The sequence below is a fragment of the Bombella saccharophila genome, from assembly GCF_026385475.1.
In the GTDB taxonomy this organism is placed as follows: domain Bacteria; phylum Pseudomonadota; class Alphaproteobacteria; order Acetobacterales; family Acetobacteraceae; genus Bombella; species Bombella saccharophila.
Map to the genome: position 1 here is coordinate 871,202 of NZ_JANIDW010000001.1, position 21,107 is coordinate 892,308.

Sequence of the window (21,107 nt, forward strand, 5' to 3'; positions counted from 1 at the left end):
CCATTTTCAGCATCGTATTGTTACAGTTTCTCTACCTTCCTCTCTTAGGAGTACGTCTAGCCCTTTATCCCCGCCACAAAATCCTTCAATCGCTCGCAGGCTTCGGCAAGCTCTGCATCGGCGGCCGCAAAGGAGAGCCGTAAATGTGGGCCATAACCAAAGGCAGAGCCGGGAACTGTAGCGATGTGCGCTTCCTCCAACAGAGCCTCAGCAAAGGCGACATCATCTTTTAACAAACGCCCCCCGGCTGAATGCATGCCCATCAAGGCAGATAAGCCGGGATAAGCATAAAATGCCCCTTGCGGCATAGCGCAGCTAAGCCCGGTAATCTGCTGTAAAGCCCCGACCACAACGCCACGCCGCCGCTCATAAGTTGCTCGCATCGCCTGCACCCCGGCCATATCTTCCCGCAAAGCCGCGGCGGCCCCGCCTTGTGCCAAGGTACAAATGCCAGATGTCGCATTGCCCTGTACTTTAATCATCGCCTTAATGAGCGGCACAGGACCACAAGCGAAGCCAACACGCCAGCCAGTCATCGCATAAGCTTTGCTCATCCCATTGATGATGAGGACACGCTCTGCCAAATCCGGCGCGACATTGAGCAAAGAAAGATGCGCTTTACCATCAAAGGTGAGATGCTCGTAAATCTCGTCACTCATCACCATGACATGCGGGGCATCGCGCAACACGGCAGCAATCGCCTCCAAATCAGCGCGCTCTAGGATAGCCCCGGTCGGATTATTGGGGAAGTTCAGCACAAGCCAACGCGTGCGTAGGGTAATTGCTGCGCGAATCGCTTCTGCTTGTGGGCGAAAGCCATCTTCCTCCCGGCAAGGGACCTCCACTGGCACACCACCAAACATCCGCGCAATGAGGGGATAACTCACCCAATAAGGAGCGGGAACAACAACCTCATCCCCCTCATTTAAGGAGGCCATAAACGCATTAAAAATAGCTTGTTTGCCGCCATTACAGACCATCAACTGCTCTAGCGATACATCCAACCCATTATCCCGCTTAAACTTTGCCGCAATGGCCTCCAATAGCGGCTTCTGACCGGGAATTGGCGGATAGCCAGTATGCCCCGCGCGGACTTCTGCTACCGCACCTTCCAACGCGGCGTTAGGCGATGGGAAATCCGGCTCGCCCAAGGCTAAGGAAATCACCGGCTTACCCTGCGCTTTAAGCTCACGCGCACGCGCGGCCATAGCAATGGTTGCGGGTGTGGGTAATGTCGCTAAACGCTCGGCTGGTTTAAACATTAGGCTAGCCCCTCACAAAAACGGGCAATGCGACGGCAGGCTTCCTCCAAAAGCTCCGTGCTTGTCGCGTATGACACACGGAAATAACCCGGCATCAAAAACGCAGTGCCATGCACGGCAGCAACCCCGGTTTCATCCAGCAAGGCCGTGACGAAATCTTCATCATTCTTCAGCACATGCCCACTTGCTGTGCGCTTACCCAACAGATTTTGCACCGAGACGAACACATAAAAAGCCCCTTCCGGCTTAGGGCATATAAGCCCCGGCACGCGGGAAAGGGCTGCGACCACGAGGTCCCGCCGTTTTTGATAGACAGAGACCATCTCTTGAATGAAATCTTGCGGGGCAGACACAGCCGCCAAGGCCGCCGCTTGGGCGATAGAGCAGGCATTACTCGTACTTTGGCCTTGCAGCTTTATCAGCTCCTTTATCAACTGCACGGGGGCGGCAGCAAAACCAATACGCCAGCCTGTCATGGCATAGGCTTTGCTGACACCATTCATCGTAAGGGTACGCTCCCGCAAGCGCGGCTCTACCTGCACGATGGTATAAGCCTGCCGCCCATCATAGGTCAGCTTGGCATAAATATCGTCCGTTAAAACCCAAATCTGCGGGTGCTCTAGCAGCACATCTGTTAGGGCCTTTAACTCTTCACGAGAATACGCACTGCCTGTCGGATTACAGGGGGAGTTCAACATCAGCCAACGCGTCCGCGGTGTAATGGCTGCCCGTAACTGCTCGGCTGTTAGACGGAACCCCGTCTCGGACGTCGTGGGTACGATGACCGGCTTACCATCAGCCAGCTGTACAATATCAGGGTAAGAGACCCACGCCGGGGCTGGGATGATGACCTCATCCCCCTCATTCAATGTCGCGACCATGACGTTATAAATGACCTGCTTACCGCCTGTAGAGATGCAAATCTCCTCCGCGCGGTAATCAAGGTCGAAATCAGCATTCAACCGCGCAGCAACAGCTTGGCGTAAGGCCGGTATGCCCGCTACGTCCGTATATTTTGTCTCGCCACGCTGGATTGCCTCTATCGCTGCCTGTTTGATGAAGTCAGGCGTATCAAAATCCGGCTCCCCGGCAGAGAGGCTAATAATATCCCGCCCCTCTGCTTTTAAAGCCCGCGCCTTTTGCGTAATGGCGATGGTCTGGCTAGGCAAAATACGCCCCATCCGCGTGGCAGCAAGTGGCATATCCACTCCTCTTTACATCTTTAACAGGGGCTTCTTAGGCCCCTTGCACTTAAGCGCGGGCGCGCAATGCTTTAAGAACAGCCGCACCCATCTCCTCAGTCCCCACGGGGGTATCGCCCGCCGCCGCAATATCTGCCGTCCGTAACCCAGAGGCCAGAACATCAGACACGGCTTGCTCAATCAACGCAGCATCCTCACCACGCTCCAGCGAATAACGCAGTAACATCGCTAAGGAGAGGATTTGCGCAAGCGGGTTCGCAATGCCCTTGCCCGCAATATCGGGTGCACTCCCATGGATGGGCTCATATAAAGCCGCGCGTTTATCACTCCCGACCGGTGTGCCTAATGTGGCAGAAGGCAACATGCCTAAAGAGCCCGTCAACATCGAGGCGAGGTCAGATAATAAATCCCCAAAGAGATTCCCCGTAACCATCACATCAAATTGCCGTGGGTCCCGCACGAGCTGCATCGCACAATTATCAGCTAACATGTGGGTCAGCGTGACATCGCTATATTCACGTTTATGTAGGTCCGTCACAACCTCACGCCAGAGCAAGCCGCTCTCCATGACATTGCCCTTCTCTACCGAGCAAACACGACCACTCCGCAAACGAGCGAGGTCGAACGCTACACGAGCCACACGCTCAATCTCGGCTGTGGTGTAAACTTCGGTATTAATCCCGCGCTTTGTGCCATCGGGGAGGCTCTCAATACCGCGCGGCTCGCCAAAATACACACCGCCGACCGTCTCACGCACAATCATCAAATCCAACCCACGCACCACATCCGGCTTTAACGCAGATGCCGATAATAGCGGGTCGAACAATTTGGCAGGACGTAAGTTTGCGTAAAGATTCAAATCCTTACGCAAGCGCAGAATAGCCACCTCTGGCCGGCGGTCAAAGGGGACATCCTTCCATGCTGGGTCCCCTACCGAGCCAAATAAAACAGCATCGGCCGCTTTTGCTTTGGCAATCACCTCATCGCGGATAGGTACATCATATTTAGCCAGAGACGCCCCACCGACAAGGTCCTCCGACAAGTCAACATTAAGCCCGCGCTCGGCCTTCAACCAATCAATAATCTTGACCGCCTGAGCCATAATCTCTGGCCCGATGCCATCACCGGGCAGCAAAAGGATTTTATGTGAAGCACTCATGCTGTTTCTCCTTTTGCGCCAATGACGCTTTGCGGGCAGCTAGCTTGCTTCGTTGAAGGCACCCACGCGCGTGAAGGCCGGGCCTCAAAAGCGCGGATGGCCTCCTCATGAGTCTTCAGCGTTTGAGCCACATCATCCAGCCCTTCTAAAAGAACCTGACGGCGGAACGGGTCCATCTCAAACGTCACGACCTCACCATCAGGGCGATGAATCTCTTGCTTTTCCAAGTCAACGGTTAAGCGCGCATTTTCACCATGGCTCGCATCCTCCATCAGAGCGAGACATTGCTCACGCGGCAGGCGAATGGGCAAAATGCCATTCTTAAAGCAGTTATTATAGAAAATATCGGCAAAGCTGGGCGCGATAACGCAACGAATACCGAAATCCAACAACGCCCAAGGTGCATGCTCGCGCGAAGAGCCACAGCCCAGATTATCTAGCGTGATGAGAATACCAGCCTTACGATAGGCTGGTTTATTCAGCACGAAATCCGGGTTTTCCTTCCCCTGCGCATCATAACGTTGCCCGGCGAAAAGATGCTTACCCAACCCCGTGCGATGAATGGTTTTAAGAAAACGAGCGGGGATGATTTGATCCGTATCCACATTCTCTTGTGGGAGAGCCGCTGCAACGCTGGTTAAACGTGTAAATTTTTCCATGATTAAGCGGCTCCTTCTGCCAATTCAGGCTTTAACAAATCACGCGCATCACAGAGCGTCCCTGTCACAGCCGCCGCAGCGGCCATGGTGGGAGAGCAAAGATGCGTCCGCCCATCCGGGCCTTGCCGTCCCTCAAAATTACGATTGGAAGTAGACGCAGAACGCTGCCCCGCACTGAGCTTATCGGGGTTCATACCCAAGCACATAGAGCAGCCCGCTTCGCGCCATTCAAACCCGGCTTCACGGAAGATTTTGTCCAACCCTTCTTGCTCCGCAGCATAGCGCACAAGGCCAGAGCCCGGCACGACCATCGCGTGCACACCCTCGGCCACCTTCCGCCCCTTAAGGACTGCCGCAGCGGCGCGAAGGTCCTCAATACGGCTATTCGTACAAGAGCCAATAAAGACGACATCCACCGGTGTGCCGGCAATTTTCTGCCCTGCTTCTAGCCCCATATAGGCCAGCGTGCGGCGGATGCGCTCGGCCTTGGCTGGGTCGGCAAACTCCTCAGGGCGGGGCACGGTGCCTGTAATGGGCAGGACATCTTCCGGGCTTGTCCCCCATGTGACAGACGGCGTAATTGCCGCGGCATCCAACACCACTTCTTCATCAAAATGCGCGCCATCATCGGTGGCTAACGTCTTCCAATAAGCCACGGCTTGCTCGAAAGCCTCACCCTGCGGGGCAAAAGGACGACCCTTTACATACGCAAAGGTCGTTTCATCCGGTGCGACCATGCCTGCGCGCGCTCCGGCTTCGATAGACATATTACACAGCGTCATGCGCCCAGCCATATCCAGATTACGGATGGCAGAGCCTGCAAACTCAATCACATGGCCTGTCCCACCAGCTGTACCGATACGGCCAATGATGCTGAGCATGATGTCCTTTGCCGTCACGCCCGGTGCGACATCACCCTCAACCCGCACACGCATATTCTTGCTACGCTTCTGAAGCAGCGTCTGGGTTGCCAATACATGCTCGACTTCAGACGTACCAATACCAAAAGCCAAAGAGCCAAAAGCCCCATGGGTGGAGGTATGGCTATCCCCGCACACAATCGTCATGCCGGGGAGGGAAACGCCTTGCTCTGGCCCAACCACATGCACAATGCCCTGCTGGCGGGACCGTAAAGGAAAATATGGAACGCCAAACTCTTTAACATTCGCCTCCAATGTTTCAATTTGAAGGCGGCTCTGCGGGTCTTCCACCGGTTGGGAGCGGTCAGAGGTCGGGACGTTATGGTCTGCCACAGCCATTGTGGCATCAGGACGCCGTACTGGGCGGCCCGCAGCCCGCAAACTCTCAAAAGCCTGCGGGCTGGTCACCTCATGGAGGAGGTGCCGGTCGATGTAGAGAAGGCTTGTTCCGTCATCAAGGGTTTTCACCACATGATCATCCCAGATCTTATCGTATAAAGTTCTAGGGTTAGCCGGATGTTGCATTCTCTCTCATCTCCTTTAATGAGAGCTGAAAAATCAGCCCTCCTTTTTCACATCGCGTGGACGCTCGGCAATACGAGCGGACTTACCAGAGCGACCACGAAGGTAATATAGCTTCGCGCGACGCACCTTACCACGGCGCACTACTGTAATATCAGCAATGGCGGGGGAGAAAAGAGGGAAAACACGCTCCACCCCCTCACCATTGGAGACTTTACGCACTGTAAAGCTGCTGCCAAGGCCACGGTTAGAGCGGGCAATCACGACCCCCTCAAACACCTGAACACGTTCGCGTGTGCCTTCCACAACGCGCACACCAACGCGCACTGTGTCCCCCGCGGCGAACTCTGGTACGCTACGGATAGCAGCGAGACGCTCCATTTCGCGCGCCTCATATTGCTGAATGATGTTCATACTCAAACTCCTGCAAAAACAAACTCAATGGTGCTGAAAGCGTTCATACACAGCCCAGAGGTCTGGACGGCGCGTCCGCGTTACAGCAATGGATTTCTCATCACGCCAACGGGCGATCTCCCCATGATTGCCAGATAGCAGAACCGGAGGAACCTCGCGCCCCTCCCAACATGCAGGCCGTGTATATTGGGGATATTCCAACAATCCAGCAGAGAAGCTTTCTTCCTCCCCACTTAATGCGGACCCCATCACACCCGGCAGAAGCCTTACACAGCCATCCAAAAGGGCTAATGCTGGGATCTCCCCCCCTGAAAGGACAAAATCCCCCATGCAGACTTGCTCGACTGCATGTTTCTCCAGCACGCGCTCATCCACCCCTTCGAAGCGTCCACAAAGAATGATAACCCCATCCCCCTGAACGTAACGTGCAATATCCTTCTGCTCTAGACGATGCCCACGCGGTGTTGGATAAATCACCGGGCGGTTATCGCCTACCTGCTTTACACTGGTTAGGGCGTCATCCAGCACATCAGGCCGCATAACCATCCCTGCTCCCCCGCCAAAAGGCGCGTCATCCAAAGCTTTATGCACCCCCCGCCCAAAGGGACGAAGGTCGTGCGTATGGCACGCCCATAAAGCTCGCTCTAACGCACGGCCTGCTAAAGAACAGCCTAGCGGGCCGGGGAACATCTCCGGGAAAAGGGTTAAGATATCAGCCTGCCATGTCATGAGCGGACTTCTACCTCACCAGCTAAATCCCCTTCTACCTCCACAGCCTCCGGCGGAACGATCACAAGGCGTTTTGCCTTTATGTCTAGCTCCGGCACGCACGCCATGGTGAAAGGAATCAACTGCCCTGTTTCCAGCTCTAAGCTTGTACCTGCCCCATAATCATGGACATTCACAACACGCCCAACTGCTTCCCCAGAGGTGAGAGAGGCCTCCATACCGATGAGATCAATATGGTAGAACTCATCCTCATCTGCCTCTGGCAATGCCTCACGCGCCGCATAGAGCTTACGATTCACCAGCTTTTCTGCCGCTGTACGGTCCGGTAATGGCTGGCCATCCTGCCCTAGAATGGCCGCTATGCCCGGTGCCTTCCAGCGTATATGCCACATAGCCCCTGTCTCATCATGCAGAGGGCCAAGTGCCTCCACAGTTTCGGGATGCTCTGTAGCAGGATGCAGGCGCACAAGGCCCCTTACACCATGCGGGCGGCCAATTGTGGCCACCAAAACATCCTGATGTGACGAAGATTGTGACAAGAGGAAATCTCCCGCTTAGGCCTTACTCGGCCTCGGCTGCCTTAGCGGCCTCAGCAGCGGCAGCAGCACGCTCTTGGGCTTTCTTCTTCGGTGCAGATTTCTTCGGCTGCTCATGGAAGGTCGGCTTCGGAGCCAGCCCTGCATGACCGAGGAAACGTGCCACACGGTCGGTCGCTTGCGCGCCCTTCTCCAGCCAATGCTTAATGCGCTCGTCATTAAGACGGACACGCTCGGCATGGTCGGAAGGAAGCATCGGGTTATAAGCCCCGACCTTCTCTACAAAACGGCCATCACGCGGGCTGCGGCTGTCGGCAATCACAATATGATAATATGGACGCTTCTTCGCCCCTGCGCGGGATAGACGAATCTTCAGGCTCATAATAACTCCTGCCTTATCAGAACATTACAAAAAACACACAGCCAAGCAGACACTTAGCCAAAAGGTGGTCGGCCAGCTGGACCGCCCATCCCCTTGAGCATATCACCTAGGCCACCAGCACCCCCCATGCCACGCATCAACCCTGCTAAGCCGCCCATTTTACTAAGCCGCTTCATCATCGTGGCCATCTCGCTAAATTGCTTTAATAGCCGGTTGACCTCTGGCACGCTCGTCCCAGAGCCAAGGGCGATACGCTTTTTGCGTGACGCCTTGATAATCTCCGGGTTTTTGCGCTCCTGCGCTGTCATGGAGGAAATAATCGCCTTGTGCCGGTTGAAGATGGAGGTATCCAAATCCTTCCCCGCGAGCTTATCCTTCAGCTTGCCCATCCCCGGCAACATACCAAGAATACCAGAGATAGACCCAAGACGGTTAATTTGATTGATCTGTGAGACGTAATCATTCAGATCAAACTTGCCGGCGAGCATCCGCTTGGCAACACGCTCACCTTCTTCCTGATCAAGCTGCTCGGACGCTTTTTCCACCAGCCCGGCGACATCGCCTAAACCGAGGATACGCCCTGCAACACGCTCAGGATGAAACTCTTCCAGAGCGTCCATCTTCTCACCAGAGCCGGTGAATTTGATGGGCTCCCCTGTTACGGCCTTCATGGAGAGGGCGGCACCACCACGGGCATCACCATCCATACGGCTCATAATCACGCCTGTTAGCCCGACCTGCTCCTTAAAGGATTGGGCGGTATTAACGGCATCTTGCCCGGTCATGGCATCTACAACCAGCAGCGTTTCCACCGGTTTTGCCACGTCACGGACCTGACGGACCTCATCCATCAAGGCTTCATCAATCGCCAGACGCCCTGCGGTATCTAAAATAACGACATCGAAGCCTTCACGACGGCCAGCCTCTAGCGCGCGGCGGGCAATATCAACCGGCCCTTGTCCCTGCTCTATCGGCAATGAGGTGACTAACCCCTCCGTCCGTCCCCCCACTTGCTCAGCAATTTGCTGAAGCTGCAACTGCGCGGCGGGACGCTGCACGTCCAAGCTCGCCAGCAGCACCTTTTTACGCTCCCGGCTAGCAAGGCGCAAAGCCAGCTTACCAGCGGTCGTGGTTTTACCCGCCCCCTGCAAACCAACCAAAAGATACGGAATCGGTGCCGGGGCAGAGAGGTTAAGCGGAACAGCCCCCGCCCCGCCCAAAGCCTCAATCAACGCATCATTGACAATCTTCGCCACAGCCTGACCGGGGGAGACGCCATCCAGCACCTCACCACCAACAGCGCGCTCCTTTACCTTGCTGACAAAGCTGCGCACCACAGGCAGGGCGACATCGGCCTCCAGCATGGCCAAGCGAACCTCGCGCATGGCCTCGGTGACGTCACCCTCCGAAAGCTTCCCCCCACGGGAGAGACCCTCAAAGACCTTCGACATTCTGCCAGAAAGCTGCTCGAACACGATCTATCCTTAATTCCATGACAAATGCGCCACTGCGCGAACCCTCGCGGAGTGACGTGTCCGTAAACTTTTTATGCCTTTACGACCTCTACCGCCCTCCGTCAAGCATTTCCCACTCTGCCCTACCTTCTGTTGCCTCTCTTGCAGCAGAAGCGTAGCCTATGTGAGGCCTCTTCATATGATGATCGGACTCACAAAGGGTTACAGCATGAATATTCTCATCGTCCTCGCCCATCCTGAACGCCAATCCCTCAATGGGGCTTTGGTTGATATTGCCGCACGAGAACTCGGCTCCCTCGGCCATGAAGTGCGTCTATCCGACCTTTATCGCATGGAGTGGAAAGCCACGGTTGATCGTGCTGACTTCCCCCATCAAACAACGGGCGAGCCTTTTAATGTCGCAGCCTCCTCTGCCCAAGCTTATAAGAGTGGAGAACTGACCGAAGATGTTAAAGAGGAGCAAGAAAAGCTCCTCTGGGCTGATGCGGTTATCTTCCAATTCCCCCTCTGGTGGTTTTCTGCTCCGGCTATTTTAAAGGGATGGATTGAGCGCGTCTTTTCTGCTGGCTTTGCATATGGCACAGGCAAAAGCTACGGCGATGGAAGCATGAAGGGCAAACGCGCCATGCTCAGCGTGACAATCGGCGGGACAGAACATGACTACGCCGCCCGCGGCATTTGCGGCCCTATTGAGGACCTCCTCTTCCCTCTCACCCATGGCACGCTCTTTTATACGGGCTTTGCTACCTTGCCGTCCTTCCTCGTCTATAACGCCGACCGGCTAGAAGATTATGGCGAAGGCTTCCCGGCTGTTGTTGACCGCTTCCGGGAGCGTCTCGCCACGTTAGAGACCACGCCGCCTATTGCGTTCCGCTCCGCAGCGAGTGGGGATTACGACCCTAAAACGCGGGAGCTTCGTCCCGGTTTGGAAGAGGCTCATGCGCATGGCTTTAACCTCCATATCAAAAAGCTATCCTAATCCCGCTCTCACACGCGTTCTCTAACCCTCCCCCCCTTCTGAAAGCTGCTCCATGACCGCACATAACATTACTTGCCCGCACTGCCATGAGACGTTCTCGCTTGATAATGCAGGCTATGCTGACATTGTTAAACAAGTGCGCGATAAGGAGTTCTCCAAGGCCCTGCATGAAAAGTTGGAAGCTGCTGCCCAGGAGGAACGTCTTGTTGCCGAGCGCGCTAAGCTGGCCTCCGAGCGTGAGATGAATCAGGCCCTTCATGAGCGTGATGCGAAAATACAAGCCCTTAAAAACCAGCTTGAGCGACATGAAGCCGACCAGCAAGCCGCCGCCCGCCTCGCTGAAGCAGAAAAGAAGGCCCAGCTACAAGAGGCTGTGCAAGCTAAGGAGCGGGAAATCCATGCCCTCCAAGCCAAGCTATCAGCAAGCAAAACAGAGCAGGAGCTTGCTATTACGAAGGCGGTGGACGCGATTCAGAAAGAACGTGACACCCTACAAAACACCTTAAATGAAGCTGAACTCAAAAGCCGCCTCGCCACCACGCAACTAAAAGAGCGTTACGAGTTGCAGCTAAAGGACCGTGACGACCACATCGAGCGGCTAAAGGACATGAAGGCCCGTCTCTCCACCAAAATGGTTGGGGAAACGTTGGAGCAGCATTGCGAGGTAGAGTTTAACCGCTCCCGCGCTATGGCCTTCCCGCGCGCGTATTTTGAGAAAGATAATGACGCGCGCTCTGGCAGTAAGGGCGATTACATCTTCCGCGATATGGATGAAAGCGGAACGGAAATCCTCTCCATCATGTTTGAAATGAAGAACGAAAATGACAGCACAGCCACCAAAAAGAAGAATGAAGATTTCCTCAAAGAGTTAGACAAAGACCGCACGGAGAAGAAATGCGAATATGCCGTGCTGGTCTCCCTGCTAGAGCCAGAAAATGAGCTATATAACACAGGCATTGTAGATGTCTCACATCGCTACCCGAAGATGTACATCATCCGCCCGCAATTCTTCCTCCCCATTATCTCCCTCCTCCGCAACGCGTCCACCAATGCACTAACCTATAAGAGAGAGCTAGAACTCACACGCCAGCAAAGCATTGATGTCACCAATTTTGAGGAGAAGCTGGAGACATTTAAAAACGGCTTCTCCCGCAATTACGACCTCGCCCATAAGCAGTTTAACAAAGCGATTGAGGAGATTGATAAATCCATCTCCCACCTTCAGAAAATCAAAGAAAACCTGCTGAGTTCGGGCAACAACCTCCGCCTTGCCAATGACAAAGCCCAGGACGTCACCATCAAAAAACTCACACGCGGCAATGCAACAATGAAGGCGCAATTTGCGGCTCTGAAGGGAGAGTAATAACCTCTGACCCAAAACAAAAATACAAGTTGAATACAATCGAAATAGAAACTTTCTATATCGAGTTATATAAAAATCATACATTGACGGGATAAATCCACCGTGATAGGAATCGCGCTCATGACAGCAATCCCGCTGCCCATAAAAAAAGCGGACCAAGAAGTTCCAGTTCTTGATCCGCCCACACCTTCAAGAGGTAATAATGTCCAAACAGTACCACTCTAAAAAAGTGCGTTCCGTCTCTTCTAACACATCGTCATGGCTGATGCCTAGTGCAATCATCATAGCGATATTGATGTTATGTCTATGCTCCTCCATATTGAAGCATAATGCTCCGGCGATATGGGTTAATGCTCCTATCACGATAAACTCGCATCTTTTAACACCTTCATCGTTCCCTGCCTGCGCAGGGATGGCCCATTGAATACAATTGGGGCCGAACGTTCCTCGCCCTCGCGGGGATATACGGAAAAAGCCACTCTATAACGGGGTGGCTTTTTCTTTACCCTTTATACCCCCATACCGCGAACACCGCTTGACGCTATTCGCGTGAGACAGTATCAACAGCCGCAGATTGGATGGGTGTCCGAGTGGTTTAAGGAACTGGTCTTGAAAACCAGCGTGCGTGGAAGCGTACCGTGGGTTCGAATCCCACCCCATCCGCCATCAATGCGTTTCATCCCATGGCAATGGGTTTCAGAAAACGCAGAAAACAGCCAAAAAACAATCTTCATTTGTTGCTATAAATTGCAATTAGTCGCATACAATGGCGCATAAGTGTGGGTATATTTGCGGGCAAAAAACCGCTACGGTGGGTAAATGCTGACTGACATCGCTGTAAAACGCCTCAAACCCCAAGAGAAACCCTATAGAAAAGCCGACTCAGGCGGCTTGGCTATCAGAGTGCTGCCCAATGGCTCAAAACTCTGGCAGTTCCGATACAGGATAGGCGGGAAAGAGAATACCTTATCAATCGGCCCGTATCCAGCCGTTTCTCTATCCCAAGCCCGGCAAGCACGGGATAAAGCGAAGGCCGACCTGCGAACGGGTCGTGATCCAAATGTTACCCGCAAGCAGGAAAAGGCTGCTGCTGCAGGGATTGCTAACCGCCTACAGGCAATCGGCGAGGAATGGTTGCGCATCAACACGCCCCGATGGACCGCCAAGCACGCAGGGCAGGTCAAGAAGACGTTGGAGCAATTTGTCTGGCCGAAATTGGGGAATGTCCCAGTTGCCGAGATTACGCCCCCTATGGTTCTGGCCGTAATCAGGGATATGGAGAAGCGTTCCGCTATTGAAACCAGTAGGCGCGTTTGTCAGCGCATTTCCGCTATCTTCTCACACGCTATTGCGCATGGAATGACGGACACTAACCCAGCCCGGGACCTCAAAAGCGTTCTGCTTCCCGTGGTTCACAGCCCACGTCCGGCCTTAACGGATATTGCCGCCATTCATCAATTATTCGCTGATGTAGAGAGCCGTCCGGCACGCCCGACAACCTTTCTGGCATTGCGGTTTCTAGCCCTAACAGGAGTGCGGCCCGGTGAGGTATGCGGGGCACGCTGGGACGAGATAAACGGGGTGATCTGGTCAATCCCCGCGGCTCGCATGAAGATGAAGAGGGCTCATGTTGTGCCGTTGTCACGACAGGCTTTAGAGATTCTGGAAGTATTACGAACCCTGACAGGGGATGCGCCTTATCTATTCCCCTCTCAACATGACATCAACAGACCTCTATCAGGGAACGCTATAGGTTACTGTCTGAATAGAGCTGGTTATCAGGGAACCCACTGTCCGCACGGGTTCAGGTCGTCCATGTCCACAATAATGAACACGCGCCGCCCCAAAGAGAGCGCATTCATTGAGCTTATTCTGGCTCATGAAAAAAATGATAAAGTGGCCGCTGTCTATAACCGGGCTCAGTATCTGGATGAACGGCGAGAAATATTGCAGGAATGGGGCGATCTATTAAGCGAGGGGCTCAAGCCCCCTCGCTTTCTGCTTTACCAGAGCACCAATCCCGAACCACCTTCTCCGACCAGCGCGTAGAACCTCCGGTCTGTATCGTAGGGGCTGGAAACTTCTTGGCCCTTTTCCAACGCCAGATTGTTGATTTATCAACCCCCACGATCTCTGCCACCTTCGCGACGGAAATATATACCTGTCCGCTCATTGTTTCCCCCCTTCATCAGCACAAAGAGCAACTGTATGCGTTTCCGTGCGTGTGACGCTTACAGCAATAAACCGCGGGAAATCGCCTTTGACGCGCCCTAAACTCTCTGCGGCGTAAGGCGTTATCCAGCAGATGATGCGAGATGTCTTTTTATCGCTCATGGCGTCTCCTCCTGATAGGTACGCCGGTGCGCTTCCTCTAATGCGTTGTCCAAATCGTTAGCCAAATCTTCGTCTCCGTTCACCGTGGCCTTGTCGATTTCCTCACGCACAGCATCGGACAGGGCAGACACTTCATCTGCGGTTGTCGCAGCGCGCAGCTGATCAAACAGGGACGGCGTCTTGCCTTCCTCATGGGTAATTCCATTGGCTGCCTGCGCGAACTCGTCAGGTGCCTCAATGGCCGGTGTAGGGCTGGCAGCCCGGGTGCCATTCAGCTGGACCATGCTGTCCACGCGCTCAATGGCGGACTGCAACCGGCTATCGGCGGAATATTCCTTGTCAGTGCTCATGGGCAGCCGCTTCGACAGGCGGCGAATGACGGTCTTTCTGGCCATCTCGTCCGGCCAGTCCTTCCACGGCCCTGATTCGCGGGCCATGCTCACCAGCTTCACCTGCTCGATCTGCTGCCAGCTCATGACCTCCCGGATTGGCTCCGAGCCATCCTTCAGGCGCGCCACGGCATAGGCCGCGACAATGCGGCCGCCGGTTTTCGTCAGGTCGCGCTCATGCTCGATGCGCTCTTCATCCCCCAGCAGGAACTGGAACTTCTCCCCCTCGAACACAACCTGCGCCGAAATGCTGGCTATGTCCCCGCTGTTCCGGGCCAGCTTCATCAGGCCCGCCACCATGGGCTGCCAGCAGGCCTGCCCCTTGCGGGGAATGATCGCCCCTTCCCGTCCGTCAGGGAGCAAGCCATCTGCCGCTGCCTGGACGCAGGCCCCGAACAGGCTTTGGGGGGTGCAATTCAGCATCGCCTTGTTCTTGTTGACCGCCATCCGCACCACACGCTCGAATTTCTCGAACGTGACATGCTCCGGAAGCAGCTGCTTGACCTGCGGAACAATCTTGCTGAATTCCTGCGCGAACTGCTGCGATGTCAGTTTGGCCGGGGCCTGGCTGCGATAATTGCTCATTGTTCCATCTCCTCCTCGTATTCCCTCACCAGCCAGGCCGGGGGCTGCGTGTCAAAAAACCGTGCTTTCTCGCCAATTTCCGGGACGTATCCGGGCCATTCATCATGCTCAAGGCACCACTTGAAAATGCCTATCGCCTTGCGGTTTAAAACGCGGCCTATCTCGATACTGAGAGGGTCCATCCGGTAAAACGCGACCAGATAAGGGGGTGTTTTTTCTTGTACGATGAACCAAAACTCATCCGGTCTATCCCCTGTCACAGCAGCGTAGCCATCTAGATACCAGGCAGCTTGCTGGTGATATCCATTTCGGTAAATTGCCTTGCCAAAATCATCAGGCGAAGCGGATATGGCCGTCTTGTAATCGAACAACCGCTTACCCCCTTTAGGGATGTAATCCGGACGGATGCGGCACCAGATGCCCGTTCCCTCATCCTGCCAAAATAAGGACTTTTCAGCATCCCCGCCCGTTAAGGCCATACGAGCCAACGGCTCTTCCCAGAGGCGAGTGCGCGCGGCTTGGAGAGAATCAATCTCCTTTCTCAAGAGCGGAATTAGCCCTTCTTCCCTCGCTCGGTCGGCTTCATCACGAGACGTGGCTTTCCGCCAATCTTCTGCCTCCACTATGCTGACAGAGCTGTCGAATTTTTCTGGCTCTAGCACCATCAGATGAGAAGCCGTGCCAATATCGAAGTTTCTATTTACACCACGAGAGTGCGTACGGTCGTAGATGAAACGAGCTGGGCAGCTTTGAATCAATTGCTTTGCTCCTGACGCGGACAGACTCATGGGCTCGCACGGGTCTGCGTGGTATTCTTCATTCGTCAGGTCGTAAATGCCGGGCTCGGTAATTGTAGCCATCACAGCCTCCTCTCTTCCAGAACAGCCCGAGCCTCATCGAGGAGCATCCCTGCGATTTCTTCTGCTCTCTGCGCCTTCTGGAGGTCCCCTTGGCGGACATAAACAAGGCCATCATTAATGACCTTCTGGGCCAGCTTGCGCAGCAGCCGCGCTTCATCAATTTGGGACGCACTTTCCCCGTTTGCATTTTTCAGCATCTCAAAAACTCCCAGTTTTACTTGGCCTTAACAGGCGTTACTTGCCCACTGCCTCGGCATGGCGCATGTCGTAATAGGTATAGATTGAGTCAAGCTGCTTATTCGCAGCAGTAATTCCTGCCTCATCTTCGTAGAGAATGGTACTCAACTTCCCCCGCAATTTATCGAGAGCGTCGAACGTAATCCACGTCTCATCCTCCACCCTCTCATTGAGAGTGTCATTCTTTTCCAGAATGTCAGCCGCACGGCTTATCAGGGCCAGCAGGGCGAATGACGACGGATGACGGTCCCGTTCGACACGCTCTAGCAGTCCGTTGTCAGTCGGGCGGTTCTGGTGGGCTATCTGCTCGGAGATAAGGCTCATTGCACCTCTCCATAAATAACCTGGTTCACGATCATATTGCTGCCAACAAAGCCATTGTCGTTCACAAAGGCGTTTCCACGAACCCTAGCGTTCCCGTGCACCCAGCAATCCCCGGTATGGGACAGATTCTTTTCAGACTCCACGTATCCACCCAAATCGCCCGCAGAGACCCCGATAGCAGGGATGTCTACCAAGGCACGGATGCGGTACAGGGTGCGCCCGTCATGCTCGATCGTATCATCAGTCAGTTCGTATTTTTTGCTCATCACCCGACCCTCCGTGCCGTAATCACGCTAGGCCCTGTCCCAATCTCGACATGTCGGACCCGCTCTGGATTGGCGGGAGGGTAGTCCTGTTCGCTGCGGATTGAGAGGCTAGACAGAGCCTCGGTCAGAGCGGCTGTATTGAACGGCCCGATCTGTGGGAATGACGCTTCTGTGATCGGCTCATTGCGCTCGTATGGGTAGGTCAGGCTGTCGATCAGGTTGTCGAGTGCCAGCATGGCGTTCGTCAGCTCGTTGCGCTCGCTGATCGTCAGCCCTGTTCCCTCTGACACGATCTCCAGCTCGTCATGGGCTGCTTTGATGCGGATTAGGGCTGCATTTCTGTTGTTATCCACCTCTCACCTCCGTGTTTGTGTGGTGTGAGGTGAATGTAATTAAAACTTACATTAAGCGCAAGCAAAAAGTAATTAAAAGTTTCAAAAATTTGTAAGCGCCTGAAAGTAGAGCTATAATCCCCCAGGAACCACGCACAAAAAAACCGCCCCGAAGGGCGGCTGGCATCACTGATTCCCAAAACAAGGGAAAAATCAAATTTTTGGCAGTTTACCGCCATTTTTAATTGATTCCCTTGCCGGGTATATCACTCTCTATCAGCAATATCCGGAGCAGAAGCAATATTTGAAGGAAACGCCAGTGCCAACTCTCCAAACAAGCCCTCAGGCAAAGCTTTCCGCTTCTCTTTTCCGCGAAAATACTCCACAAGCTTCCCACCTTCCACATATTCCTTTCTAAGCCATGTCTTAAAACACCCTAACGCCTCCATTGGATAACACTTGATCCTCTGAGGATTGGAATAAGACTGAGGATGAGACTCGGGGTACCAATGTAAACATTCCTGATGTTCGCCATAAACTTGAGAAAGATTTTCTTTTTGCCAATAAGAAGACCAATGTTTTCCAATAGATATATCTGGTACAGTATACTTATTAACCTCTATTCCTTTCTGTATCATTTCATATATAAGGTCGCTTGAGTCATTAAATACAGAAAAATATCCATCTGGAGCGGATTTATAATTCAACTTCAACCGTTCAAGCCATGGATCTAAAGAAGCCTTAGATACATCCTTAGGATTATACCCAACTTGCTCGTATATAAATCTACTAAGAGAGTCTCCCCCCATCTTTCTAAAGTTATCTCTAGCTTCCTTTTGACAATTAGCTCCAGCCTCAAACGCATAATACTGCAAAACAGCTAGACAGATGACAACTGGGTAACAATAGTGGCTTCGTCCTTCATGTGTTATTTCGACATGAGGAAAATCAGGAACAGTGCCAACATCTTGTTTCAATATTTCCTTTATTTTTTCTATTCTTGGCTTTTCATTATCATTCCACTGACTGCTTATAGTGCCAATATGAGCATTCTTTACCCCACAAATATGCGCTAACCCTCTCTGATTTAGATACGGCGTTCCATCACTTAAAACCCCCATTCCAAGAGAGTTAATTTCCTCTTCAACAAGAGAGAAAAGATTCCCTTGCTTCTGTCCCAAATCATTATTGGTTGCACTAGCCTTGTGAACAATCGTTACCTTCATCTTTCATCCCTTAACCCGTGATTCTCAGATAGAAGTTGGCTACTTCCAAACCCACTTCCCGACCACCCGGCCCTGTATCATCACGTCCGCCACGGGCTGGTCATACGGAGAATAGTCAGGATTCTTGCTGATGATGCGGAGGACGTCCTGCTCAGGGGAGGAACCGGGAATAATCTGGACCATCTTCACCACCAGACCGTAGCGATTGTGGATGATGTAGGCCCCGTCGTGAGAGACGATACGGTCACCTACATCAACAAGGACTTTCTCACCCGGAAGATAATCCGGGATCATGGACTCACCGGCCACCGTGACAATGGCCAGATTATTGAGCGAGGTGGCCCGTACCCCAGCCAGGGCACTTCTGGGCAGCGTCCATATTCTGGAGGCATCCTGCAAGTCGGGCACCTCCAGCCCTGCGCCAGCCGCAGCCTGCACATCATACTCAGGGATCCGCACCAGCCCATAAGTGCCGTCTAGCTGGCTTTGCTTGGGATGGGCCATGTGGGAGGCTGAAGGAGCGGAGGCCGCCGCATCAGAAAGATACCGTCTGACCTCATCAATGATGGACGATTTCGGCATATTCCTGCCGCTCTTCCACTGGCTTACAGCTTGAGATTTTATACCGAAACGATCAGCAACCTGCTGATTTGTCAGCTTGGCCGCCGCCATAGAGCGGACCAGGAAGGAGGAAAACGGTTCATCCGTGTAAGACATTCTTTCATCCTATCTCAAAAAAATACCCGTTTCACCGTAATTATAAATTGCTCTTTTGGTAATTATTTCTTACATTCGCTTTCATGAGCAACAAACAGATCAAGGAGATCGTGAGGAAAGGAGGCGGCCCGGTACTCATGGCCCGCCAGCTTGGCATCACTTCGCAGGCCGTTTGCCAGTGGAAGCGTGTGCCGCTCTCCCGGATTCAGGATGTCTCCCGCCTAACCAAAACCCCGGTTTCCACGCTGCTGAAACTGGCGACCCGTAAACACCCCACCCAAAGGAGCGCGCTATGAGCGAGAACGAGAAAGCGCACGATGAGGTGCGTATCAAGCCGTCCATCGAAAGCCTGCGGCTGGCGATTGAGGCGGGGAAAGGACAGACGTGGGCAGCGGAAAGAATCATCGCCTCCGCTGCCCTGTTTGACCTCTACTTAAGAGGGCAGATCGGCTTTGCCATCGACGATCGCAACAGCCGTCTTGAAAATTTCGACCACTCCATCCCTGGTCGCATTAAAATCAGTATAATCAGGATCGATGACCACCCAGTTTCTGCCATCTGCGCTCTTCTTCGCTCTGGCAATGGCCCTGGCGACGTTCCAGATCAGGTCTTCTCTGGTCATTCCACTCTCTTTGGACGTTCTAGCCATGATTCCACTCCTGTAGTTGATAAACAGCACCCGGCGGACTCGTACTCCGCCGGGTGCACAGGGAGCGTAGCAGGGCACGCCTGCTATCAGTCAGGCTGCGTCGTGCATGACGGCCCTACCGAGCAGGAAGAACGGCGTGACTGTGGCAGTTTCCCCAGCCCTACCGATGACGAACTACGGAAGCATGGCTGCCCTGCTCTGGTAGAGCCACGGGCCAGAACATTCCTCTGCCAGCTGCCGGACTCTGACCTTGCCGCCATCAACGCTGGTGTGATCCCGACACCGCTCATGAAGCTGATGGGCCGTGTTGCCTACGATGAGCTGGAACGCCGGAGGGACGCATAATGGCAGGCAGCGTCAACAAGGTGATCCTCGTGGGCAATCTGGGTCGAGACCCGGAAGTCCGCAATACCCAGTCCGGTAGCAAGGTCGTTAATCTGGCCATCGCCACGAGTGACACATGGAACGACCGCAACACGGGTGAGCGGCGGGACCGTACAGAATGGCACCGTGTGTCTATCTTCAATGAGCGTGTCGGTGATGTTGCCGAACGCTACCTGCACAAGGGCAGCAAGGTCTACATTGAGGGCGAACTCCGCACCCGCAAATGGACGGACAAGCAGGGCGTAGAGAAGCACACGACCGAGGTGGTGATTGACCGCTTCCGTGGCAGTCTTGTGCTGCTCGATAGTCAGGGACAGCCCGCACAGGCCAGCAACCAGACCAGCACCCAGCGTTACCAGAGCGGCAACTCCATGAGCGATGCTGCCGGGTACGGGTATGGGAACCAGCAGCTGGATGACGAAATTCCTTTCTGATGGAGCACACAATGAACAATGAAACAACCAATAACGTGGGTGGGATCGCCGCTGACCGGCTCCGCTCCATCATCGAACGTGTCGAGCGTCTGGAAGATGAGCGCAAGGCTCTGGGTTCTGACATCCGGGACGTGTTCACGGAAGCAAAATCAGCTGGGTTTGATGTCAAGGTAATCAAGCAGCTGCTTAAGCTGCGTAAGCAGGAACCGGCTGAGGTGGAGGAACAGGAGACCATCCTAGACGCCTACCGGAGGGCACTCGGGATATGAGTATTCTGGATTTTATCGTGACCCGCCGTGGCCGGATCAGGGCTGAAAACTGCGCCCTGAAACTGGCCCTCAGCGGTGTAGAAGAGCGACTGTTTGCCGAAATGGCCTACAACCGCAAACTGGCAGAGGACAGGGACGCCCTTCTGGCACAGAACTGCCGCCTGCGTGCCCAGCGAGACGATGCCCTCGCACGCCGGAGACGTGATGAGAAAGGGCGGTTCCGGTGAGACGTATCAGTTTTATCCTTCCTGCACCATACCCGCTTCTGAACCGTTCTCTACGGGCGCACTGGAGTGTCAGAAAGCGCCAGCAGGCAGCTATCAGGGGCGCGATACTGGAACAAATCGGGGGAGCCACCGGGATGCCACGTGAACCGTTTCAGAAAGCGCACGTCGTTATCGAACGGCACAGCGCAGGGACCCCTGACTACGATAATCTGGTTGGAGGTGGGAAGCAGCTCATCGACTGCCTGACAACGCCGGTCATGGGCAAGGGGGGC

Annotated in this window: 30 protein-coding genes and 1 tRNA gene; 9 read left to right on the plus strand and 22 right to left on the minus strand. The window is 54.0% G+C overall.

What is annotated here, in order from left to right:
- Positions 1-56: 56 nt before the first annotated feature.
- Genes NQF64_RS03940 through ffh form a run of 10 tightly spaced genes read right to left on the minus strand, consistent with a single transcriptional unit; the run spans position 57 to position 9,260 of the window.
- The gene (locus NQF64_RS03940) at positions 57-1,262 is read right to left on the minus strand and encodes a pyridoxal phosphate-dependent aminotransferase (protein ID WP_266106508.1); all 1,206 of its coding nucleotides are present in this window, start codon (positions 1,260-1,262) and stop codon (positions 57-59) included.
- On the minus strand, positions 1,262-2,464 hold the full coding sequence (locus NQF64_RS03945; RefSeq protein WP_266106509.1) for a pyridoxal phosphate-dependent aminotransferase: 1,203 nt from the start codon (positions 2,462-2,464) through the stop codon (positions 1,262-1,264). Before NQF64_RS03945 ends, NQF64_RS03940 begins: the two co-directional genes overlap by 1 nt.
- Before the next feature lie 49 nt (positions 2,465-2,513).
- Positions 2,514-3,623, minus strand: a complete 1,110-nt coding sequence (leuB, locus tag NQF64_RS03950; protein WP_266106510.1) for a 3-isopropylmalate dehydrogenase — start codon at positions 3,621-3,623, stop codon at positions 2,514-2,516.
- Positions 3,620-4,282: a 3-isopropylmalate dehydratase small subunit gene (leuD, locus tag NQF64_RS03955; RefSeq protein WP_266106511.1), complete on the minus strand. Its 663-nt coding sequence runs from the start codon at positions 4,280-4,282 to the stop codon at positions 3,620-3,622. The genes leuB and leuD overlap by 4 nt, the downstream gene beginning before the upstream one ends.
- A gap of 2 nt (positions 4,283-4,284) precedes the next feature.
- The gene (leuC, locus tag NQF64_RS03960; protein WP_266106512.1) at positions 4,285-5,727 is read right to left on the minus strand and encodes a 3-isopropylmalate dehydratase large subunit; all 1,443 of its coding nucleotides are present in this window, start codon (positions 5,725-5,727) and stop codon (positions 4,285-4,287) included.
- Between the two features lie 33 nt (positions 5,728-5,760).
- Positions 5,761-6,138, minus strand: a complete 378-nt coding sequence (gene rplS, locus NQF64_RS03965; RefSeq protein ID WP_099027232.1) for a 50S ribosomal protein L19 — start codon at positions 6,136-6,138, stop codon at positions 5,761-5,763.
- Between the two features lie 24 nt (positions 6,139-6,162).
- Complete coding sequence (gene trmD / locus NQF64_RS03970; protein WP_099027233.1) at positions 6,163-6,867, minus strand: tRNA (guanosine(37)-N1)-methyltransferase TrmD; 705 nt, start codon at positions 6,865-6,867, stop codon at positions 6,163-6,165.
- Complete coding sequence (gene rimM, locus NQF64_RS03975; RefSeq protein ID WP_155573381.1) at positions 6,864-7,406, minus strand: ribosome maturation factor RimM; 543 nt, start codon at positions 7,404-7,406, stop codon at positions 6,864-6,866. Before rimM ends, trmD begins: the two co-directional genes overlap by 4 nt.
- A 22-nt stretch (positions 7,407-7,428) precedes the next feature.
- Positions 7,429-7,785: a 30S ribosomal protein S16 gene (gene rpsP, locus NQF64_RS03980; protein ID WP_099027235.1), complete on the minus strand. Its 357-nt coding sequence runs from the start codon at positions 7,783-7,785 to the stop codon at positions 7,429-7,431.
- 53 nt (positions 7,786-7,838) lie between these two features.
- The gene (gene ffh, locus NQF64_RS03985) at positions 7,839-9,260 is read right to left on the minus strand and encodes a signal recognition particle protein (protein ID WP_266106513.1); all 1,422 of its coding nucleotides are present in this window, start codon (positions 9,258-9,260) and stop codon (positions 7,839-7,841) included.
- 178 nt (positions 9,261-9,438) lie between these two features.
- On the opposite strand from ffh, the gene NQF64_RS03990 reads away from it, so the two are divergent.
- Positions 9,439-10,239, plus strand: coding sequence for an NAD(P)H-dependent oxidoreductase (locus tag NQF64_RS03990; RefSeq protein ID WP_457851384.1), 801 nt, complete (start codon positions 9,439-9,441; stop codon positions 10,237-10,239).
- Between the two features lie 52 nt (positions 10,240-10,291).
- Positions 10,292-11,602 (plus strand): DUF2130 domain-containing protein, encoded by a 1,311-nt coding sequence (locus tag NQF64_RS03995; RefSeq protein WP_266106514.1) that lies wholly within the window; start codon positions 10,292-10,294, stop codon positions 11,600-11,602.
- A 189-nt stretch (positions 11,603-11,791) separates the two neighbouring features.
- Here the strand turns inward: NQF64_RS03995 and NQF64_RS04000 are convergent, their stop codons facing one another.
- A complete protein-coding gene (locus tag NQF64_RS04000) occupies positions 11,792-11,920 on the minus strand; it encodes a hypothetical protein (protein ID WP_266106515.1) in 129 nt (42 codons plus the stop codon).
- A 258-nt stretch (positions 11,921-12,178) separates the two neighbouring features.
- On the opposite strand from NQF64_RS04000, the gene NQF64_RS04005 reads away from it, so the two are divergent.
- Positions 12,179-12,268, plus strand: a tRNA-Ser gene (locus NQF64_RS04005).
- A gap of 153 nt (positions 12,269-12,421) precedes the next feature.
- On the plus strand, positions 12,422-13,651 hold the full coding sequence (locus NQF64_RS04010; RefSeq protein ID WP_266106516.1) for a tyrosine-type recombinase/integrase: 1,230 nt from the start codon (positions 12,422-12,424) through the stop codon (positions 13,649-13,651).
- On the opposite strand, the gene NQF64_RS09005 is transcribed toward NQF64_RS04010, so the two are convergent.
- The 10 genes from NQF64_RS09005 to NQF64_RS04055 all read right to left on the minus strand — a co-directional run bounded on the left by NQF64_RS09005 (position 13,584) and on the right by NQF64_RS04055 (position 18,737).
- Positions 13,584-13,775, minus strand: a complete 192-nt coding sequence (locus NQF64_RS09005) for a helix-turn-helix transcriptional regulator (protein ID WP_407651795.1) — start codon at positions 13,773-13,775, stop codon at positions 13,584-13,586. The genes NQF64_RS04010 and NQF64_RS09005 overlap by 68 nt on opposite strands.
- Positions 13,772-13,936: a hypothetical protein gene (locus NQF64_RS04015; protein ID WP_266106517.1), complete on the minus strand. Its 165-nt coding sequence runs from the start codon at positions 13,934-13,936 to the stop codon at positions 13,772-13,774. The genes NQF64_RS09005 and NQF64_RS04015 overlap by 4 nt, the downstream gene beginning before the upstream one ends.
- The gene (locus NQF64_RS04020; RefSeq protein ID WP_266106518.1) at positions 13,933-14,910 is read right to left on the minus strand and encodes a recombinase RecT; all 978 of its coding nucleotides are present in this window, start codon (positions 14,908-14,910) and stop codon (positions 13,933-13,935) included. The genes NQF64_RS04015 and NQF64_RS04020 overlap by 4 nt, the downstream gene beginning before the upstream one ends.
- On the minus strand, positions 14,907-15,770 hold the full coding sequence (locus tag NQF64_RS04025) for a PD-(D/E)XK nuclease-like domain-containing protein (RefSeq protein WP_266106519.1): 864 nt from the start codon (positions 15,768-15,770) through the stop codon (positions 14,907-14,909). Before NQF64_RS04025 ends, NQF64_RS04020 begins: the two co-directional genes overlap by 4 nt.
- Positions 15,770-15,967 (minus strand): hypothetical protein, encoded by a 198-nt coding sequence (locus NQF64_RS04030; protein WP_266106520.1) that lies wholly within the window; start codon positions 15,965-15,967, stop codon positions 15,770-15,772. The genes NQF64_RS04025 and NQF64_RS04030 overlap by 1 nt, the downstream gene beginning before the upstream one ends.
- 37 nt (positions 15,968-16,004) lie before the next feature.
- Entirely contained in the window at positions 16,005-16,331 is a 327-nt protein-coding gene (locus tag NQF64_RS04035) for a hypothetical protein (RefSeq protein ID WP_266106521.1), read from the minus strand.
- On the minus strand, positions 16,328-16,597 hold the full coding sequence (locus tag NQF64_RS04040; protein WP_266106522.1) for a hypothetical protein: 270 nt from the start codon (positions 16,595-16,597) through the stop codon (positions 16,328-16,330). The genes NQF64_RS04035 and NQF64_RS04040 overlap by 4 nt, the downstream gene beginning before the upstream one ends.
- Positions 16,597-16,950 (minus strand): hypothetical protein, encoded by a 354-nt coding sequence (locus NQF64_RS04045; RefSeq protein WP_266106523.1) that lies wholly within the window; start codon positions 16,948-16,950, stop codon positions 16,597-16,599. The genes NQF64_RS04040 and NQF64_RS04045 overlap by 1 nt, the downstream gene beginning before the upstream one ends.
- A gap of 245 nt (positions 16,951-17,195) precedes the next feature.
- The gene (locus NQF64_RS04050) at positions 17,196-18,155 is read right to left on the minus strand and encodes a hypothetical protein (protein ID WP_266106524.1); all 960 of its coding nucleotides are present in this window, start codon (positions 18,153-18,155) and stop codon (positions 17,196-17,198) included.
- Positions 18,156-18,194: 39 nt separating this feature from the next.
- Positions 18,195-18,737, minus strand: a complete 543-nt coding sequence (locus NQF64_RS04055) for a S24 family peptidase (RefSeq protein ID WP_266106525.1) — start codon at positions 18,735-18,737, stop codon at positions 18,195-18,197.
- Between the two features lie 245 nt (positions 18,738-18,982).
- Between NQF64_RS04055 and NQF64_RS04060 the strand changes: the two genes are divergently transcribed.
- The gene (locus tag NQF64_RS04060; RefSeq protein ID WP_266106526.1) at positions 18,983-19,168 is read left to right on the plus strand and encodes a Cro/CI family transcriptional regulator; all 186 of its coding nucleotides are present in this window, start codon (positions 18,983-18,985) and stop codon (positions 19,166-19,168) included.
- A gap of 137 nt (positions 19,169-19,305) precedes the next feature.
- On the opposite strand, the gene NQF64_RS04065 is transcribed toward NQF64_RS04060, so the two are convergent.
- Positions 19,306-19,521 carry a hypothetical protein gene (locus NQF64_RS04065; RefSeq protein ID WP_266106527.1) on the minus strand — a complete coding sequence of 72 codons (216 nt, stop codon included), beginning with the start codon at positions 19,519-19,521 and terminating at the stop codon, positions 19,306-19,308.
- 102 nt (positions 19,522-19,623) lie between these two features.
- On the opposite strand from NQF64_RS04065, the gene NQF64_RS04070 reads away from it, so the two are divergent.
- Genes NQF64_RS04070 through NQF64_RS04085 form a run of 4 tightly spaced genes read left to right on the plus strand, consistent with a single transcriptional unit; the run spans position 19,624 to position 20,835 of the window.
- On the plus strand, positions 19,624-19,866 hold the full coding sequence (locus NQF64_RS04070; protein ID WP_266106528.1) for a hypothetical protein: 243 nt from the start codon (positions 19,624-19,626) through the stop codon (positions 19,864-19,866).
- Entirely contained in the window at positions 19,866-20,339 is a 474-nt protein-coding gene (ssb, locus tag NQF64_RS04075) for a single-stranded DNA-binding protein (protein ID WP_266106529.1), read from the plus strand. Before NQF64_RS04070 ends, ssb begins: the two co-directional genes overlap by 1 nt.
- 11 nt (positions 20,340-20,350) lie before the next feature.
- Positions 20,351-20,608: a DUF2312 domain-containing protein gene (locus NQF64_RS04080; protein WP_266106530.1), complete on the plus strand. Its 258-nt coding sequence runs from the start codon at positions 20,351-20,353 to the stop codon at positions 20,606-20,608.
- A complete protein-coding gene (locus NQF64_RS04085; RefSeq protein WP_266106531.1) occupies positions 20,605-20,835 on the plus strand; it encodes a hypothetical protein in 231 nt (76 codons plus the stop codon). The genes NQF64_RS04080 and NQF64_RS04085 overlap by 4 nt, the downstream gene beginning before the upstream one ends.
- The last annotated feature ends 272 nt before the right edge of the window (positions 20,836-21,107 follow it).